This is a genomic window from Cupriavidus sp. YAF13 (assembly GCF_052113425.1).
Taxonomy (GTDB): Bacteria; Pseudomonadota; Gammaproteobacteria; order Burkholderiales; family Burkholderiaceae; genus Cupriavidus.
In genome coordinates, this window is record NZ_JBFRDD010000018.1 from 103569 (window position 1) to 121613 (window position 18045).

Below are 18045 nucleotides of genomic sequence, written 5' to 3' on the forward strand. Positions count from 1 at the left end.
GTCGGTCTGAGTACGGCATTATCGCGGTGCCTGAGACCACGGCATCGGCCGGTCTTAGGTACCACAGAGCTAACTACGGCAACCGAGTGGGTAACTTTAGGCCGGCGGCAAGAACCGGCGCGAGTGCCCTACGCTGGGTCCGAGGGTGGGGTGGAACCTGTTCCTCGCTCGGGTAGAGCGATGGGCGGCCGGGGGACTGACGGTACCCTGGGTATCAGATGTGCAAAGGCGACGGGCTGGAGTTGGCGGGAGACCCCTCGCGAGCGTTTTCCGCCTTTGACTCGGCAGCCGGCAAACTCGGGGGTATTCGAAGAATACGGGTGCTCAGCTCAAAATATGCGTTCGGGAGATGGACGGGCGCAATCGCGCTGGCGCTGCACAGGCTGTGCGGCTACGCCTCAGAAACGGGACCTCTTACAAGCGCAAACGCTTCAGTGCTGAGCACGATACCGAGGCATCAGAGGGTCCCAAGCAATAAAGCCCCAAGAACCTTATGGTACAAGGCTCTTGGGGCGATTTACAGTTTCGGGTTTTGTTGCGCTGACGCGATGACCTTTATTGTTTCCTAACAACTCACCAGCCGCTGAAATCCCGCGCTTACCCCAGGTACTTGAACAGATTCATCCCCTGGATCTGCATGAACGACTGCTGCGCCGCCTGCAACGAAGTCTGGCGCTGGTAGTACTCGGTCATGGCCGAGTAGTAGTCCAGGTCCTGCAAGCCCGACAGCGTCTGGCTGTAGTTCAACCCGCGGTTGGTGCCGATAGTGTCGAGCGCATCGAGCTCATTCATGCGCGAGCCGACCGAGGTCTGCACCGTGCTGACGTTGTCCAGCGAGTTGGCCATCTGCCGGTTTGCCGTGGCCAGCGCGTTGGCCAGGGTGGCGCGGTCGGTGTCGGTGACGATCGGTTGCTTCAGGGCATTGATGACGCTTTGCAGGTTGGCAAAGATGTCGGTGCCGGCTTGCTTCGCGGGTTGCAGGTTGACGACATCGCCATCCTTGGGCGTGCCCTTGATCGACAGCGAGAGCCCGCCGACCGAGATGCCGGCGCCGTCGACATAGTTCACCGGGGCGCCCACGGCGGCCGGCGGCGCGGCGCTCTGGTCCATTACCTGGTACTGCATCTTGCCGGTGACGGCATCGGTGGCGAAATTGAGCGAGAGGCTGTGGCCGTACAACGCGTTGGTCGGATCCGTCACCGAGATCGCGCTGAACTCGCCGGTACCCGTATTGGTGGTGGGCGAGGAGGCAACGTAGGTGGCGGTGGACTGCACGCTCATGAAGATCGCGTTGCCGTTGTCGTTGGTGGGCATCTGGCGGGCAACGTCGACCTGCAGCAGTTGCTGGCCGGTATCGCCGCCATAGACCACCGCGCCGCTGCCGTTCTTCGCGAACGGCGGCGTGGACGACTGGTAACCCGCGAACAGGAACTGGCCGTTGCCGTCGTCGGCGTTGGACAGGCCGAGCAGCTGGTTGTATGAGTCCTGCAGCGACGAGGCGACCGAGGCGCGGTCGGCGGCGCTCATGGTGCCGTTACCGGCTTGCACCACCAGCGTCTGGATGTTCTGGACGGTGGTGACGACGCTGTTGAGCGAGCTCAGCTCCATGGACAGGTTGGTGTTGGCCTGTTTGCGGGACGTGGCGTACTGGTCGTTGACCGAGCTGGATTGTGAGACCACCAGCGCCCGGGTCGCGCCCACCGGGTCGTCGGACGGGGTCAGGATACGGCGGCCGGTGCCGAGCTGTTGCTGCACATGCAGCAACGAGCCTTGCTGGCTGTTCATCGAGGCCAGGCCGAGCTGGTAGAGCGTGGAGCTTGCAACGCGCATGTCTGTTCCTTTAGGAGATCCGGGTCTTCAGAAGCGATCAGCGGCCGATACCGATGATGGTGTCGAACAGCGTGGTGGCAGTCTGGATGACCTTGGCGTTGGCCTGGTAGAGCTGCTGGAAACGCAGCATGGAGACCGTTTCCTCATCCATGTTCACGCCCGAGACGGCTTGCTGCGCCGTTTGCACCTGGGTAGTGACGCTGTCCTGCGACGTCGACGCGATCTGCACCGACTTGGCGCGGCTGCCGACGTCGTTGACCAGCTGCGCGAAGGCGTCGTTATAGCTCGACACGCCGCCGATGGTCTTGGTAGTTTGCAGCTTGGCCAGCGTGAGCGCGTTGCCGTTGTCGGATACGCCGCTCAGGTTGGGCGCCAGCGTGAAGGTGTCGCCGGTCTTGGGCGTGCCGTCGAAGCTGACCGTGACACCGTTGAACGAGTATTGCGTGGCAGTGCCGCTGGGGGTCGGGCCGCTGGTGGGCACGACCGGTGCACCAGTCGCATCGGTAAAGACGTAATTGGCGCCGTTGTACTTGGCCGTGATCGTGGTAGCGGGCAGGCTGAAGCCTTGCGCGACATTGCTGACCTTGACCGTGCCGGTACCGGTGTTGGTGGTGCCTGCACTGACGCGCAGCGGGCCCGCGGCGGCAATCTTGGCGGGATCGGTAATGGCCATGTCCATGCCTGCGGCCACATTGCGGGTCGGCTGGATCTGGTAGGAATCATTGGCCGACATCGCCGTCGGGATCTTGACGTCCACGCCGTCCGCCGACAGCGTCAGCGGATAGGTGGCGGTAGCACCCGCCTGCGTAGCCACGACCTTGTTGTCGGACATGCGCGTGAGCGAGTAGTTGGTGCCGTCGTAGGTCAGCGTGTAATCGCTGGTGGTCAGTTGCGACGTGTTGCTGATGCTGGCCGATACCAGCGAGGTGCCGGTATTCGAGCTCTTGGGCAGCGTGACGGGCGTGCCGAGCTTGAACAGGTTGCCGCCGATCTGGCCGGTCAGGTCCACGCCGAGCTTATGCTGGTCGTTGAAGGTCTGGGCCAGCGTCACCGACAGCCGCCCGATGGCGTTCTGCGCGGGATCCAGCGACTCGGTGCGGAACTTGAGCAAGCCGCCGACGGAGCCCCCGGTGAGGGTGCTCTCGTCCATCTCGGTCACGTTGCCGTTGGCCTGCGTGTAGGCGATCGTGGTACGCGAGGGATCGGCCGACGATTGCACCGCCTTCAGGTCATAGGAGTTCGAACCCATCACCAGGGGCTGGCCGTTGCCGACGAACACGTTATATGTGTTGTCCTGCGGCACCACCTTGACGCCGACCAGCTGGGTCAGCTGCGAGACCAGCTGGTCGCGCTGGTCGAGCAGGTCATTGGGCGGCTGGCCGCCGCCGGCAGCGGTAGCCCGCGTGATCTGGTCGTTGAGCTTGGCAAGCTGCTGGGAGTAGGCGTTGATCTGCGTTACCGAGCTCTGCACCTGGGTATTGACGCCGTCACGCAATTGCTGGAAGTAGGAATTGGCGGCGCGCATCTGCCCGGTGAGCGATTGCCCGGCATTGATCATGTTCTGGCGCGCGGCCGGATCCGCCGGCGTGTCCGACACCCCTTGCACGGCGGCGAAGAACTTCTGCATCAGCGGCGCGATGCCGCCCTTCTGGTCGGCCAGCAGGTTGTCGATCTGGCCGATCTGGGCGGAGTACGTCGAGAGTTGGGCGCTGGCGGACTGGGCGTTGCGCAGCTGACCCGTCAGGAATTCATCATAGACGCGAACCACCGTGGTCGTGTTGGAGCCCTGCCCGTAAAAGCCGCTGCTGGTGTACTGGCCACCCGCGGACGCAATGATGGTGTTCTGCCGCGTATAGCCTGCCGTGGTGGCATTGCTGATATTGTGGCCAACCGTCGTCAACGCGTTCTGCGCCGTGTTCAGGCCGGAAAGTCCGATATTGAAGAGAGACATGCTCTAACCCCGCATCTGGTGGCTGCCGTGTGCCCAACCGGGCGATCCGTGCACCGTGGCCGCTGCTCGCGGAGCCTTCGATGCCGGTTCGCCGCTGCCGGACATGGACGGCGGTGAATGATGTAAGTAACGGCAGAAGTACAAGGAGACTTTAGTGCGCGGCGCCGACAATTTGCGTCCGGTCGGCGTGCGCCCGGCCAGGGCGCGGCATGCGCTCAGACAGGCACTTTCCGCATGATGCGGACCAGCTTTTCGCCGTAAGCCGGATCCGTGGCGTAGCCGGCCCGCTGCAGGCCCCGCGCCGCGTCGTCCGGCGTGGCCGCCGCCAATACCTCGGCGTAGCGCGGGTTGTTGCTCAGCAAGCGCCCGTAGTCGGCAAAGGCTTCGTCGTACGAGCCGTAGGCACGGAAGCGCGCGCGCACCTTCTGCGGCTGGCCGTCGACATATTCGGTGGTGGTAATTTCCGCGACCTGGCCCTTCCAGTTGGCGCCCGCCTTGATGCCGAAGACATTGAAGGTGGTGCTGCCGTCGGGGTAGGCAATCTCGCGCCGGCCCCAGCCGGATTCGAGCGCCGCCTGGCCCAGGATCAGCTTGGCCGGCACGCCGGTGGCGCGCGCCGCGGATTGCGCCGGCCCCGCCATGCGGGAAACGAAGGCGCTGATGTGGGCCGGTGTGTCTTCCGGCAACACGGCATTGCCGCCCTGCCAGGCACCGGTGTCTTGCGACTGGTACTGGCGCAGGCCCGCGGTGGGGTTCCAGCTGGTGCCGGCCACCACGCTGCCCGCACGCGGCGCGTCCGCGTCGCCGTTGCGCATGTCCAGCGTGCGCGCAAGGCCGGGGGCCGCGTCGTCCATGCCCGCCTGCACGGCCGCCTGCTTGGCGGCCRCGCCGGCGAGCTCGGGCGGCAGGCCCGCGCCGCTGGCGCGCGCGAGCTGGCGCACCATCACGTCGGCCAGGCCGATGCCGCGCGTGGACATCTGCTGAGACAGCTGCTGGTCCATCATCGACATGTACAGCTTGGTCTGCTCGTTGTCGAACAGGCCATCCTGCGGCGTGGCGTCGCGCATGCTCTTGAGCACCATCTGCGTGAACACCGCCTCGAACTGGCGCGCGGCGGTGCGCAGCGTCTCCGGGGTGGCTCCGGTACGGGCGCTTTGCTTGAGGCCTTCAAAGCCTTGCGTATCCAGGGCGAAGCGTTGCGAGAGTTCGGCCTGTGCGGCCACGCGGCTAGCTGACATGATCAGATGATCTCGAGGTCCGCGCGCAGCGCACCCGCGGCACGCATGGCTTCAAGGATGGTCTGCAGGTCGGCCGGCGTCGCGCCCAGCGCGTTCAGGCCCTTGACCACCGCGGCCAGCGAGGCGCCGGCCTTGACCATCTGCAGCGCGCCGCCCTCTTGCTTCATGTTGATCTGCGAAACCGGCGCCACCACCGTCTGCCCGCCACTGAACGGCGCCGGCTGGCTGATCACCGGCTGGGTGTTGATCACCACCGACAGATTGCCATGCGCCACCGCGCAGTCGTCCACCGTCACGGCCTGGTTCATCACGATCGAGCCGGTGCGCGCATTGAGGATGACCTTGGCGGCGGCCTTGGCGCGCGTGACCTCGATGTTCTCGATGCGGGCCATGAAGCCCACCCGCGCGCTCGGGGCCGCAGGCGTGCGCACCTGCACCACCCTGCCGTCCAGCGCGCTGGCTACGCCGCCACCCATCGCGCGATTGATCGCCTCGACAACGCGCTCGGCCGTGCCGTAATCGGTTTCGCGCAGCTCCAGGTTCAGGATGCCGCCTTCGGGCTGGAACGCCGGCACGGCGCGCTCCACGATGCCGCCATTGGCAATGCGGCCCACCGCCAGCTGATTGACCTGCACCTTGCTGCCGTTGGCCGACGCGCCCGCACCGCCCACCAGCATATTGCCCTGCGCGATCGCGTAGACCTGGCCGTCGGCCCCCTTGAGGGGCGTCATCAGCAAGGTGCCGCCACGCAGGCTCTTGGCATTGCCCATCGACGACACCACCACGTCGAGCTGGCTGCCGGGCCGAGCGAACGGCGGCAGCGTGGCAGTGACCATCACCGCCGCCACGTTCTTGAGCTGCATGTTCTTGCCGGCCGGCAGAGTGATGCCGAGCTGCGAGAGCATGTTGGTCAGGCTCTGCGTGGTGAACGGCGTCTGCATGGTCTGGTCGCCGGTGTTATCCAGCCCCACCACGAGGCCGTAGCCCACCAGCGGGTTGTCGCGCACGCCCTGGAAGTTAGCCAGGTTCTTCAGCCGTTCCGCGTGCGACGCGCCTGCTAGCAGGCCCAGCGTCAGCGCCAGGAAGAGAGCGCGGACGATGCGGCTGCGCGAGGCGGGGAACGAAGACAGGGACATGACGCGGTCAGTGATCAATACGGTGAAACATTGAGGAAGAAACGCTGCAGCCAGCCCATGTTCTGCGTTTCGTCGATATAGCCCTTGGCGGTGTACTCGATGCGCGCATCGGCCACCTGCGTGGACGGCACCGCGTTGTCGCCGGTGATCGTGCGCGGGTTGACCACCCCGGAGAAGCGGATGTATTCCGCGCCCTGGTTGATGGCCATCTGCTTTTCGCCGGAGACGATGAGGTTGCCGTTGGCCAGCACTTCCAGCACGGTCACGGTGATGGTGCCATTGAACGTGTTGGTGGCGCTGGCGCCGCCGCTGGCCTTGAGCGCATTGGCGCCGCTCATGGTTGCGTTCTGAGCGCTGCTGAACAGCCCGCCAAGCGCCCTGGGCACGGCATCGAAGGCCAGCGCGCTGTTGGACGTGCGGCTGGCATTGGTGCCGGAGTTCTTGCTGGCGTTGACGTTCTCGCTGATCACGATGGTGAGGATGTCGCCCACGTTGCGCGGCCGGCGATCCTCGAACAGCGGATTGCCCGCGTACGACGACTGGTAGATCGATCCGCTCGCCGGCGCCAGCGCGCGCGGCTCTGCCCGCGCGGAGGTCGGCAGCTGGACCAGCGGCTCGCGCGGCATCATCGCGCAACCTGTCGCGAAGCAGCAGAGGGCAAGCGCGCCCAGGCGAGTCAGCGAGGCAATCATGATCATCCCAGCTGGGTGAGGCGCTGCAGCATCTGGTCGGAGGTCTGCACGGCCTTGCTGTTGATTTCGTAGGCGCGCTGGGTCTGGATCATGCTCACCAGCTCTTCGACCACGTTCACGTTGGACGCTTCGACGTAGTTCTGCTGGAGCGTGCCGGAGCCGTTCAGGCCAGGCACCGTGGTGTTCGGCGCGCCCGACGCATCGGTCTGCACGTACAGGTTCTCGCCAAGGCTCTCCAGGCCGGCCGGGTTCGCGAAGGTAGCCAGTTGCAGCTGGCCGACCTGCACGTTGGCGCTCGAACCGGGCTGGGTCACGGAGACCACGCCGTCGCGTGCAACCGTCAGCGCCGTGTAGTTGGCCGGCAGGGTGATGGCGGGCTGGATCACGAAGCCGCTGGACGTCACCAGCTGGCCGTTCTGGTCGGTCTGGAACGAGCCATCGCGCGTGTAGGCGGTGGTGCCGTCGGGCATCGTGACCTGGAAGAAGCCCTGGCCGATCACGGCCACGTCCTTGCTGTTGCCGGTCTGCTGCGGATTGCCCTGGGTATGGATCCGCTCGGTAGCCACGGGGCGCACGCCGGTGCCCAGCTGCAGGCCGGACGGCAGCGTGGTCTGGTCCGAAGACAATGCGCCGGGCTGGCGCACGGTCTGGTACATCAGTTCCTCGAACACGGCACGCCCACGCTTGAAGCCGTTGGTGGAGACGTTGGCCAGGTTGTTCGAGATCACGTCCATCTGCGTCTGCTGCGCATCGAGGCCGGTCTTGGCAATCCAGAGAGAGCGGATCATGTTTGTCCTCACAAGGCTGCCGCGAGCCGCGGCAGCACATCAATTCAAAGTTCAGTTATTCGAGAGCAGTTGATTAGCGCGCTGATCGTTGGTGTCAGCGCCCTGGATCATCTTCATCTGCATTTCGAAGCGGCGGGCGTTGGCGATCATGTCGACCATCGCCTCGACCGGGTTGACGTTACTGCCTTCGATCGCGCCGGAAATCACGCGGATATTGGCGTCAACCTGCAGCGGCTGCGCGCCGGGGCGCAGCCGGAAGAGGCCATCGTCGCCTCGGGCGATCGAATCGGGCGGTGGATTCACCAGCCGCAGCTTGCCCACCTGGGCCAGGCCCGCGGAGGTCTCGCCAGGGCCGCGCGCGGTGATCGTGCCATCGCTGCCGATGGTGACCTGCGCGCCAGGCGGCACCGCAATCGGGCCGCCATCGCCCATCACCTGCAAGCCGGTACTGGTAACCAGCTGCCCGTCCGCCGACACCTGCAGCGAACCGGCGCGGGTGTAGGCTTCCGTGCCGTCCGGTGCCTGCACCGTCAGCCAGCCGTTGCCCTGCAGCGCCACGTCCAGCGGGCGCTCCGTGTAGGTCAGCGGGCCGGCCTTGAAGTCGGCGCCAGGCGTGGACGCCAGCGTGAATGCGCGCGTTGGCGAGGCTTGCCCCACCACCGGCACCGCGCGGAACATGTTGACCTGCGCGCGGAAGCCCGGCGTGGAAGTATTGGCCAGGTTGTTGGACACCGCGGCCTGCTGGTCGAGCGTCTGCTTGGCCCCCGACAGGGCGGTATAGATCATGCGGTCCATGGCGTCCCTTTAGTTCCTGTCCGTGCGGCTCGTCTTGCCAACGCTGCGCATTACAGATTGACCAGCGTCTGCATGACGGTGTCCTGCGCCTTGATGGTCTGCGCGTTGGCCTGGTAGTTGCGCTGCGCCACGATCAGGCTGACCAGCTGGCCGGACAGGTCCACGTTGGATGCCTCCACCGCATTGGACTTGAGCGTGCCAAGGCTTCCGCCGGCCGCGCCGACCACGGCCTGGCCCGATGCGCCGGTCGCGGACCACACATTGTTGCCCTCCGGCTTGAGGCCCTGCACGTTGCCAAAGCCGGCCATCACGACCTGGCCCAGCGCCTGCGTCTGCTGATTCGAATAGCTGCCAAGGATGGTGCCATCCGGCTGGATCGCGAAGCCCAGCAGGCTGCCCGCGGTATAGCCGTTCTGCACAGGCGGCTTGGTGTCGTTGGCGCCGGCGAACTGCGTCGTGCCGGTCAGGTCCATCGCGATGGCCAGGGGTGCCGCGCCGTTGGCGGCGGCAATGTTGATGGCGGTGGTAGCGCCGGCGGCCGGCGACTGCAGTGTGCCCTTCGAGTCGAACTTGAGCGTGACCGGCGCGCCAACCACATTGCCCGCCGCATCGGTCAGGTTCATCGTCCAGTCGGTGCCGCCGCCACCCGCTGCCGGGAACGTGCCCGCGCCGGGCGTGCCCGTGGAGAAGTACGCGGTGAGCTGCTTGGCGTTGCCCAGCGAGTCATAGACAGTGACGCCGGAGCTGTAGTTGTACATGCTCGACGTCGGCAGCGCGGCCGGCGTGCTGGCGAACGGCGTGGTCGGTACGGTGCTGCCGGAGTTCAGGTTGAAGGAGATGCCGAGGGTGGTGGTCGCCTTGGCGGCCATCGTGGTGTTCGGCACCACCAGCGGCTGCGGCTGCACAGCGCCGCCGCCGGTCGTGCCAGCCGGGTAGCCGGTCAGTTTCAGGCCTTGCGCGTTGGTGATGCTGCCGTCCTGCTGGCGCTGGAACTGGCCATTGCGCGAGTAGAAGACCGAGCCCGAGGAATCGGTCAGGCGGAAGAAGCCGTTGCCATTGGTAATGGCTACATCGAGCGCACTGCCGCTCGATTCGATATTGCCCTGGTTGAACGACTGCACCACCGAATTCACGGTCGTGCCCAAGCCGATCTTGGTGCCGGCGTACACGTCGGCGAACTGCGCGGTCGATTGCTTGTAGCCGACCGTGTTGGCGTTGGCGATGTTGTTGCCGATGACGTCCAGATTCGATGCGGCGGCATTGATGCCGCTTACCCCTTGACCGAAACCCATGATTTTCTCCTAGTTACCTGACATCCTGCCGGCGCGTCTCGCGCGTGGCCACGTGATTAAAGAATGCGGCGAACGCCGTCGACCGGCGCGGTGCGGCCGCCGCCGATGTCGACCAGCACGCCCGTGGAGTCGCCACTGATGCTGTTGACCTTGCCGTAGACCAGCGCGACCGGCGCGACACTCTTGCCGTTGGCGGTGGCGGCGACCTTGAAGCTGTAGTCGCCGTCGGCAACCGCCACGCCTGCGTCGTTCTTGCCGTCCCAGGCGATGTCGTGCACGCCGGCGGTCTGGCCCTTCATGTCGATGGTGCGCACCACGTTGCCGTCCTTGTCGAGCACGCTGACCGTGACCGCGTCGGCGGTCGCCGGCAGGTCCACGCCGATCTGGCCCGGCACGCCGCTGGCCACCGTGGTGGCATTGCCCGGCACCATCACGGTGTGGCCAATCAGCGCCGCCGAATCCATTGCGCGGCTCGCGCTGACTTGCGACAGCAGCGAGTTCAGCGTGGTGTTCAAGGTCTGCATGCCGCTCACCTGGCTGATCTGCGCGAGCTGCGAGGTCAGCTGCGAGTTGTCCATCGGGTTGAGCGGATCCTGGTTGTTCATCTGCGTGACCAGCATCGTCAGGAAGCTGTTCTGCAGGTCGGCGGCGGAGGCGCTGCCGCTTTGCAGGGTATTGGCGATCCCGGCAGCGCTGGTGCTGCTGCTTGTGGAAGAGGTCGTGGTCATTGCGTATCCCGGTTTTACTGACCGATGGTCAGCGTCTTGAGCATCATGTTCTTGGCGGTGTTGAGGACTTCCACGTTGGCCTGGTAGGAACGCGAGGCCGAGATCATGTTGACCATCTCCTCCACCGGGTTGACGTTTGGCATCGTGACGTAGCCGTCGGCATTGGCGAGCGGATGCGTGGGGTTGTGCACCATGCGCGGGGGCGACGGATCCTCCATCACGCCCTCCACCTGCACGCCGCCCACGTCGTTCTGGCCCGGCGTGGCAGCAAGGCCGAACACCACTTGCTTGGCGCGGTAGGGCTGGCCGTTAGGGCCGACCGCACTGTCCGCATTGGCCAGGTTGGACGCGGTCACGTTCATGCGTTGCGACTGCGCGGCCATGGCCGAACCGGCGACTTCGAAGATGTTCATTGCTGGCATGGCGTGCTCACTGCTGGATGGCCGACAGCATGGTCTTGATCTTGGCGCTCATCACGGTCAGCCCGGACTCGAAGTGCACCGCATTGTCGGCAAAGGCCACGCGCTCGGTGTCCATCTCGACGGTATTGCCATCGATGCTCGACTGCATCGGGATGCGGTAGTCGAGTTGCATCTTGTCGGCAAACGCAGACGTCACGCCCGGCAAGTGGCGCACCGAGGTGGTGGACAGCGACACGCCTTCGGCTTGCTTTCCGCGCTCGACGCTTTGCGCCAGCGTGCTGGAGAAATCGAAGTCGCGCGCCTTGTAGCCGGGTGTGTCGGCGTGGGCGATATTGGAGGCAATCACCGATTGCCGCTGGGTCCGCAAGCTCAGCGCTTCTTGTTGGAAGCGCAACGCCGCATCGAGTCTGTCAATCATGTCTGTGTCTCGCTGGAGGGGGAGAGCAACGAAGGTCGACCTTCTTCAGGTGTGCCATCTTAGGGGCGGCCCCGTCATGCCAATCGCACGAATAGGGCAAAGAAAACCGCGCATTTCGACTCGAGCAAGAACGCGGGGCTGCCTACAATAGGACCCGTTGACACGCACGCGGCACCCGCTTTCGCGGTGCGGCCCGCGTCGTTTCCTTGCCTGGATGTACACATGAACCCTCGTTTCCGCGCCACCGCGGCGCGCGCCCTGCTCTGCGTGCTGGCCGCTGGCGGCACGCTGGCCGGCAGCGCCGGCGCGGCGCCGCCCTCGCCGTATCCCGAAGACCCGGTGCGCGCCGCGGTCGAACAATTCCTTGAGCGCCAGACTGCCGGCCTGCCCGGCAAGGCCACCATCCAGGTGGTGCCGCCCTCGGGCGGGCGCGCGCCGGATTGCCCGTTGCCCGAGCCGTTCCTGCCGCCGGGCGCGTCCCCCTGGGGCCGGGTCTCGGTCGGCGTGCGCTGCGCCGGCGAACGTCCCTGGACCCGCTACGTGCAAGCGCGCGTGTCGGTGGTGGCCGACTACTATGTGGCCGGGCGCAACCTGATGCCCGGCGAGGCCATCGATGCGGCCGACATGGAAGTCCGCCAGGGCGACCTGGCGTCGCTGCCGCGCGCGGTGGTGACGGATCCCGCTCAGGTGAGCGGCGCGGTGGCGGCCAACCGCATCGCGGCGGGTTCCCCGATGCGGATGGATCTGCTGAAGAAAGCCATTGCCGTACGCCAGGGCCAGAACGTGACGGTGCTGGTGGAAGGCGATTCGTTCCAGCTCAGCAGCGAAGGCAAGGTCATGGCCGAGGCCGCAGTGGGCAATAACGTCCAGGTGCGGCTCAAGAGCGGTCAGGTGGTCAATGCGCTGGTGCGCAACGGCGACACGGTGGTGCTGCAGCAATAGGGAATCGGGACGGCGACGCCTGGAGTTGCGCATGCGTCTCATGGGCGGGCTCATGAGACAATACCGCGCGCTCCGGGGCCGGAAAAACGGCGCCGCGGCGTCGCAATTCGACCTAAAGTTTCGCCCGAAGCATCCGATAAGCCAAAGGTACCCAGCAAGGAATCATCGTGAAGATCAATCAGACCACCTCGTCGAGGCCGAGCGACGCCATCGACGGCGCCGTGCGCAGCGTGGCCGGCGCCCCCGGATCGACGGCTGCCCCGGAGACGTCCAGCGTGCGCGTCAGCAGCCCCCTGTCGGCCCAGGTGCGCGAGATCGGCGCGCGCATGGTAGAAGACCATGACGACGATATCGACACCGCCAAGGTCGAAGAGATCCGCCAGGCCATCTCCGAAGGCCGCATCAAGATCGACCCAAGCAAGATCGCCGACGGCCTGCTCGCGTCCCTGCGCGAACTCAGCGGCGGCGCCTGACATCGCGGCTTGCTACGGGCCGCATCGCCAACCCCACCCCAAGATAGGCAAGCCATGAGCCAGTCCCTGATCCAGAACCTGCGCCGCGAAACCGAGCTCGCGCAGGAGTTCGCCACCTTGCTGGGCGAAGAAAGAAGCCTGATCAAGGCCGGCGATTACCAGGCCCTTGCCGGGGTGCTGGAACGCAAGGTCGAACTGGCCGGATTGCTGGGCGCGCTGACACGCACACGCGAGGCGCAGATGGGCGCCATGGGAATTCGCACCGGCGCGGGCGGCCAGCTGTTCGGGCGCCAGATCGATCCGTCGGTGGAAGCCGCATGGCGGACGCTGGTGTTTGCGGCACGCGCTGCAAGCGACGCCAATGCGCTGAATGCCGCGGTTGTGGATGCGCACCTCGAGTTCACCGAGGAAGCGATTCTGGCGTTGCGGCAACGGGGTGACAACACAACGCTGTATGGGCGCGACGGGCGCGCGCAGAACGGGCCGCAAGGGGTCAGTCTGGCGACTGGTTGAGTTGGATAGCGGTTGAGTTGGGTAGTTTGTGGCATCTCGTTCTTGCGAGTGCCCGCCCTCTCCCCCGGCCCCTCTCCCACAAGTGGGAGAGGGAAGCAAACCAGCAGGGGGGGATAGGCCAACGCCTCGGTTTAGCCGTGTGACCCGCCCCCAAGGCGGGGAACACCCAGGGGCGACGCGAAGCGAGCCGTGATGGTTTGAATCTCCCGCTATGCGGCGCCTCGCCGCATCCGGGTCGCCTTCTTTGCCTACTTTCTTGGCGAGACAAGAAAGTAGGTCGCCGCCCCGCAGGGGTGGTGAAACTGCAGTTGAAGTTGCAGTTAAGCAGTTGCGGTTGCAGTTGCGGTTAAGCGGTTGCGGTTAAGCCCCCCTCACCGAAACCCAACCGTCACCTCGTTAGCCTGCCCAATCAAGACCGGCGTCAACGCCCCCTTCCCCGGCACCTGAAAGGCAAACACAAAGCCCTTGGCAGCGTCATCCCCGCTAAACGCCTCGGTCAGCCCCTCAGCCCCCGAAAGCAATACACACCGCTGCGCATTGCATAGGTAAGCCTGTAGTGCATTCGGCGGCGTACGCGAGAAGCTATAGCGCCACCGCACTGTCGTGATTGCGCCCTGCGCCTGCGGCAAATAGCCGGTCGGTGAAATCGGGACGGAAACGGTACGCAGGCCTTTGCTGTACAGCGCAGGCCCGTTCACCGAAGCCGACCAGCTATGCAGCGCCTGCCCGCCAGGCGCTGCCAGTGCCGGGCAGCACGCCACGGCGAGCGTCAACGCGGCGAAGCGCTTGGGCCAGTAGCTCACAGCAACCCGCGCAACTGCGAACGCAGCCGTGTGATCGCCTGGCTACGGATCTGGCACACACGCGACTCGGTGACTTCCAGCACCGCGCCGATTTCCCGCAGGTTCAGCTCCTGGTCATAGCACAGCGACAGCACCAGCTTCTCCCGCTCGGGCAGGCGCTCGATGGCGCGGATCAGCGCTTCGCGCATGCCGCTCTCCATCAACACCGTGAGCGGGTTGCCGTCATCGCTCACGCTCAGGTGCCGGTCGAGGAAGTCCTCTTCGCCAGAGCGCTCGAAGTCTTCATAGTGCAGCAGCTGGCAGCCATAGACCTCGTTGAGCAGCGTCTGGTATTCGTCCAGCGGCAGCTCCAGTTCCTGGGCCACTTCGGAATCGAGCGGCGCACGGCCCAGCGTTTGCTCCAGGCCGCGCACGGTGCGCTCGATCCGCCGCGTGAACTGGCGCAGGCTGCGCGACTGCCAGTCGTTGGCGCGCACCTCGTCGAGCATGGCGCCGCGAATGCGCTGGCTGGCGTAGGTCTCGAAACGCGCACCGTGGGTGTCTTCATAGCGCTTGGCGGCGTCGAGCAGACCGATCATGCCGGCCTGGATCAAGTCATCGAGCTGCACGCTGGCAGGCAGCTTGGCCGCCAGTTGCAAGGCGATGCGACGCACCAGCGACGCATGCGCCGTCACGGTATCAGTCTGTTCGAGCTTTCCCTGAATCGTATACATGGTGGAATTCTCGTGAGTCCTAGCTTGCAGGTCCCGGCGCTTAGGCCAGGGCCGTGGCCGTCGGCGCCATTGGTGCCGACAGGGTTGAACGGGGATCGGTGGACATTGGCCAGCTGGCAATGCCTGTGGCAATTCGGCGTAATGCGGCGGTGGCGGGCGCGGCCGGGAAGGCCTCGACCACGCAACGGCCCAATGCGGTACTGCGCTCGACCAGCGGATCGTGCGGCAGGCTGCCCGCGGGGCTGGCCTCGACGCCAAGGTACTGGCTGGCGGTACGGGCCAGGTTGCCCAGCACCGCACTGGCGGCGGCGTCCCCGGCGGCGGCATTGATCACCAGGTGGAAACGCCGGCAGGCGTACAGGTGATTGAGCTGCTTGATGCACGCGTATGCGGCCTTGATCGAGGCCGGCTCCGCGCGCAGCACCACGATGAGGTTATGCGCCGCGCCAGCCATTTGCGACAAGCCGCCATCCGCATCGCTGCGGGCATCGCTGAGCACGGTGCGAAACGACTTGAGCAACTGCAGGTCGCCATTGGCCTGGGGGCTGCCCGGCAGCACAGCAACGGTGCCGGCGGGACGCTTGCCGAGCGCTGCGTCGAGCGTCACCGCGCCTCCCAGCACCGCGGCCAGGGTGCCTTCCGGCATGGCGCCGGCAAGCCGGGTGGCGCGGGCGCCGAAGCGGTCCTCATCGACGAGCAGTACGCGTTCGCCTTGCAGGGCAAGGGCGTTGGCCAGCCCCAGTGCCACCGTGGTGGCCCCGGCACCGGCATCGCTTGCGACCACGGCAACGCGGCGCGTGGCGCGTGGCGCCAACATGCGCCGCAGGCTTTCCGCCTGGTCGGTTGCGAGTGAATTCACGGCTTATTCTCCCTGCGCCAGCGTCTCGAACACGCGGCTTGCGCTCATGCGCGCCTCGAGCACGCCCCCGGCGCCGCCCAGTTGCAACGTCTCCGGCGGCGCTTCCTGAACGGCGGGCTGCGTGGCGCGGCCGCTGCGGGCGGGATAGTTTTCCAGCACGTCGAGCAAGGCCAGCAAACGGCCGATGCCTTCGACCAGCACAGCTGCGCCGCAAGCCTGGCGAGCCGGCGCGCGGCCGGTCAGCCGCGCCAGGAATGCGGCGACCGAATCATCGCAGGCTTGCTCGAGGCGCAGCGCGGCCACACCCATCTGCAGCGCGAGCAAGCGGGCGCAGGCCTGCGCTTCGGCCTGTGCGGGTTCATGGCCGCCGTCGCCTTGGCCAAGGTGGTCCAGCGCATGGCGCAGGGTGCGCAGTTGCGCTTCGCCGGCTTCGGCCCAGCGGGCCCAGCGTGCCAGTTGCGCGCCCTCGGCCGACAGCGCCGGGTCGCACAGCAGGTAGTGCACGGCGAGCGTCTGGCCGTTCTCGCGGTCGACCACGCGCGACACCAGCAAGCCGGCATCGGTGCCGCCCTCGGCGGCGGCGCGGGCGCCGCGTGCCTGGCCTTCGAGCACGCGCACCGGGCTTTGGGCGATCCACTGCACCGCATCGCGGCCGCGATAGTCCATGTCTTGCACAGCGTGGAAGGTCAGCGTCTCGGCCAGCGCATCGAGCTTGACGGCGGCACCGCCGCTGGCCACGCGGGTGGTCTTGCGTGCGGTGGCCAGCCAGCGCTCGCCAGCTTGCTGCCAGCGTGCCAGCACAGGGGCGGCAGGCATGGCGTCGAGTACGTTGACCACGGTACGGGCGGCGGCGATGGCGGCGCACAGCGTGGCGGCATCGGCTTCCCATCCGCCCTGGCCGCCTTGCAGCGCCGGGCCGGTGCGGCCTGCGGGTGCGGCAGCGGCCGCCAGCGGCAGGCCGTCGCGGTCCGCCAGGAACAGCGTGTGCTGCCAGGGGCGCGGCGCGCGCCGTCCCGCCACCGGTGCGGCCACCGTGGCGCTCAGCGACAGCACGAAGCGGTCGCAATGGCGGGCGAGGTCGCGGCAGGCGGCCTCGCGCACTTGCTGCGCCATCAGGCGCGGCGAGGATGCGCTCTCATTGCGTTGCTGCCACAGCGAGCGGACCAGTTCAAAGCTATAGCTGCCAGCGTTCAGTTGCTCCACGCAATCGCCCACCGCGTTGGCGCTGTCCGTCAGCGAGCGCAGCATGCCGTCGGCGCCGCCGGGGCTGGCGGTGCGCGCGGCTTCGCTATCGTCCTGCGCGGGCATGGCGCGGCGCGCGGCTTGCGCGTCGGCAAACACCGATCCGCGGCGCGGCGTCTGGAAGGCACGCTCGACAAGGGCCGCGCCGTTGGCGAGCTCAAGGTGCTCGGGCACGCGCTGGCCGGTGGAGGCGTAGTACACCGGCAAGCGGTGGCGGATCACCACGTCGAGCACGGAGCCCAGGTGCGTGGCCTCATCCAGCTTGCTGACGATGCAGCCGTCGATGCCGCCATCGGGCGTGGCATCGTGACGGTAGGCGTGGACGACTTCGTTGAGCGTGTCGCCGTGGCTGGCGCCGTTGAGCAGCAGGATGCGCTGCACCGGCGCCTGCACGCCAGCCAGCATGGCGATCTGCTCGGACAGGTTGCGGTCGCGCTGGCTCATGCCCACGGTGTCGATGATCACCAGGTGCTTCTCGGTCAGCGCCGCCAGCGCGAAGCGCAGGTCGGCCGCGTCCTTGACCGCATGCACGGGCACGCCAAGGATGTCGCCGTAGATGCGCAATTGCTCGTGCGCGCCAATCCGGAACGTGTCGGTGGTCAGGAGCGCCAGGCGTTCCGGGCCGTGCTTGAGCACGAAGCGCGCGGCAAGCTTGGCGGTGGTGGTGGTCTTGCCCACGCCGGTGGGACCCACCAGCGCCAGCACGCCGCCCTGGGCGAAGAGCGCATCTTCGTCGTTCAGCACCGGCACCTTGCGCCCAAGCTCCTGGCGGATCCAGGTCATGGCGGCGGGCCGGTCATGGCCCAGCGGCAAGTGACCCAGCAGCGAACGGGCGAGCTGCCCGGAGAAGCCAGCGGTCACTAACCAGGTAAACAGCGAATCGCGCAACGGGTCTCCGCCGATCGACGGCAGGCTGTGCGTGCCCACGCCGGAGAACTGGCGCTCCATCATGGCGCGCATGGTCTGCAGCTCGCCGCGCAGGTCGCCAAGGGCGCCGTCGACGGCGACCGCGGCAGCCGGCGGCGGCGTGAATACGGGCGCGTTGCTGGAGATGGCGCCGAGATCGGTGTCGCGCATCGCGACAATCTCCACCCCCCCTTCGACGGTGCGGTTGGACAGCACCACGGCATCCGGCCCCATCGCCTCGCGCACCTGGCGCAAGGCCTCGCGGCCATTGGCCGCCACGAATTTAGCTACGCTCATTTTGCGA

The 18045-nt window shown here is 66.6% G+C and carries 18 protein-coding genes; 3 read left to right on the plus strand and 15 right to left on the minus strand.

What is annotated here, in order from left to right:
• Window positions 1–597 precede the first annotated feature (597 nt).
• The 11 genes from flgL to flgB form a co-directional block, all read right to left on the minus strand.
• Window positions 598–1830 (minus strand): flagellar hook-associated protein FlgL, encoded by a 1233-nt coding sequence (gene flgL / locus AB4061_RS16725; protein WP_441635657.1) that lies wholly within the window; start codon window positions 1828–1830, stop codon window positions 598–600.
• Between the two features lie 37 nt (window positions 1831–1867).
• Window positions 1868–3781, minus strand: a complete 1914-nt coding sequence (gene flgK, locus AB4061_RS16730; protein ID WP_441635658.1) for a flagellar hook-associated protein FlgK — start codon at window positions 3779–3781, stop codon at window positions 1868–1870.
• A gap of 215 nt (window positions 3782–3996) precedes the next feature.
• Window positions 3997–5019: a flagellar assembly peptidoglycan hydrolase FlgJ gene (gene flgJ / locus AB4061_RS16735; protein ID WP_441635660.1), complete on the minus strand. Its 1023-nt coding sequence runs from the start codon at window positions 5017–5019 to the stop codon at window positions 3997–3999.
• Window positions 5020–5021: 2 nt separating this feature from the next.
• On the minus strand, window positions 5022–6155 hold the full coding sequence (locus AB4061_RS16740) for a flagellar basal body P-ring protein FlgI (protein ID WP_416051540.1): 1134 nt from the start codon (window positions 6153–6155) through the stop codon (window positions 5022–5024).
• 14 nt (window positions 6156–6169) lie between these two features.
• Window positions 6170–6847, minus strand: coding sequence for a flagellar basal body L-ring protein FlgH (gene flgH, locus AB4061_RS16745; RefSeq protein WP_370564869.1), 678 nt, complete (start codon window positions 6845–6847; stop codon window positions 6170–6172).
• A gap of 2 nt (window positions 6848–6849) precedes the next feature.
• Window positions 6850–7635: a flagellar basal-body rod protein FlgG gene (flgG, locus tag AB4061_RS16750; protein WP_043356996.1), complete on the minus strand. Its 786-nt coding sequence runs from the start codon at window positions 7633–7635 to the stop codon at window positions 6850–6852.
• A 51-nt stretch (window positions 7636–7686) separates the two neighbouring features.
• On the minus strand, window positions 7687–8430 hold the full coding sequence (gene flgF, locus AB4061_RS16755) for a flagellar basal-body rod protein FlgF (protein WP_416051539.1): 744 nt from the start codon (window positions 8428–8430) through the stop codon (window positions 7687–7689).
• 50 nt (window positions 8431–8480) lie between these two features.
• Window positions 8481–9722: a flagellar hook protein FlgE gene (gene flgE / locus AB4061_RS16760; protein ID WP_441635663.1), complete on the minus strand. Its 1242-nt coding sequence runs from the start codon at window positions 9720–9722 to the stop codon at window positions 8481–8483.
• Between the two features lie 56 nt (window positions 9723–9778).
• Window positions 9779–10450, minus strand: coding sequence for a flagellar hook assembly protein FlgD (locus AB4061_RS16765; protein WP_441635665.1), 672 nt, complete (start codon window positions 10448–10450; stop codon window positions 9779–9781).
• A 14-nt stretch (window positions 10451–10464) separates the two neighbouring features.
• Window positions 10465–10872, minus strand: coding sequence for a flagellar basal body rod protein FlgC (flgC, locus tag AB4061_RS16770; protein WP_006162655.1), 408 nt, complete (start codon window positions 10870–10872; stop codon window positions 10465–10467).
• A 7-nt stretch (window positions 10873–10879) separates the two neighbouring features.
• Window positions 10880–11290, minus strand: a complete 411-nt coding sequence (gene flgB / locus AB4061_RS16775; protein WP_416051536.1) for a flagellar basal body rod protein FlgB — start codon at window positions 11288–11290, stop codon at window positions 10880–10882.
• A 222-nt stretch (window positions 11291–11512) separates the two neighbouring features.
• Here flgB and flgA point away from each other — a divergent pair, with 222 nt between their 5' ends.
• The 3 genes from flgA (at window position 11513) to AB4061_RS16790 (ending at window position 13218) form a co-directional block, all read left to right on the plus strand.
• Entirely contained in the window at window positions 11513–12232 is a 720-nt protein-coding gene (gene flgA / locus AB4061_RS16780; RefSeq protein WP_441635667.1) for a flagellar basal body P-ring formation chaperone FlgA, read from the plus strand.
• 167 nt (window positions 12233–12399) lie between these two features.
• On the plus strand, window positions 12400–12705 hold the full coding sequence (flgM, locus tag AB4061_RS16785; protein WP_183033945.1) for a flagellar biosynthesis anti-sigma factor FlgM: 306 nt from the start codon (window positions 12400–12402) through the stop codon (window positions 12703–12705).
• Window positions 12706–12759: 54 nt separating this feature from the next.
• Complete coding sequence (locus AB4061_RS16790; protein ID WP_441635670.1) at window positions 12760–13218, plus strand: flagella synthesis protein FlgN; 459 nt, start codon at window positions 12760–12762, stop codon at window positions 13216–13218.
• Between the two features lie 371 nt (window positions 13219–13589).
• Here AB4061_RS16790 and AB4061_RS16795 read toward each other — a convergent pair whose 3' ends face one another.
• From AB4061_RS16795 to flhF, 4 genes are read right to left on the minus strand one after another with little or no spacing between them, the layout of a single operon-like run.
• Complete coding sequence (locus tag AB4061_RS16795) at window positions 13590–14021, minus strand: flagellar protein FlhE (RefSeq protein WP_441635672.1); 432 nt, start codon at window positions 14019–14021, stop codon at window positions 13590–13592.
• Window positions 14018–14734: an RNA polymerase sigma factor FliA gene (locus AB4061_RS16800; RefSeq protein WP_006162649.1), complete on the minus strand. Its 717-nt coding sequence runs from the start codon at window positions 14732–14734 to the stop codon at window positions 14018–14020. The genes AB4061_RS16795 and AB4061_RS16800 overlap by 4 nt, the downstream gene beginning before the upstream one ends.
• A 40-nt stretch (window positions 14735–14774) precedes the next feature.
• Window positions 14775–15593 carry a MinD/ParA family ATP-binding protein gene (locus AB4061_RS16805; protein ID WP_441635674.1) on the minus strand — a complete coding sequence of 273 codons (819 nt, stop codon included), beginning with the start codon at window positions 15591–15593 and terminating at the stop codon, window positions 14775–14777.
• A gap of 3 nt (window positions 15594–15596) precedes the next feature.
• Window positions 15597–18038 carry a flagellar biosynthesis protein FlhF gene (gene flhF / locus AB4061_RS16810; protein ID WP_441635676.1) on the minus strand — a complete coding sequence of 814 codons (2442 nt, stop codon included), beginning with the start codon at window positions 18036–18038 and terminating at the stop codon, window positions 15597–15599.
• Window positions 18039–18045: the final 7 nt, after the last annotated feature.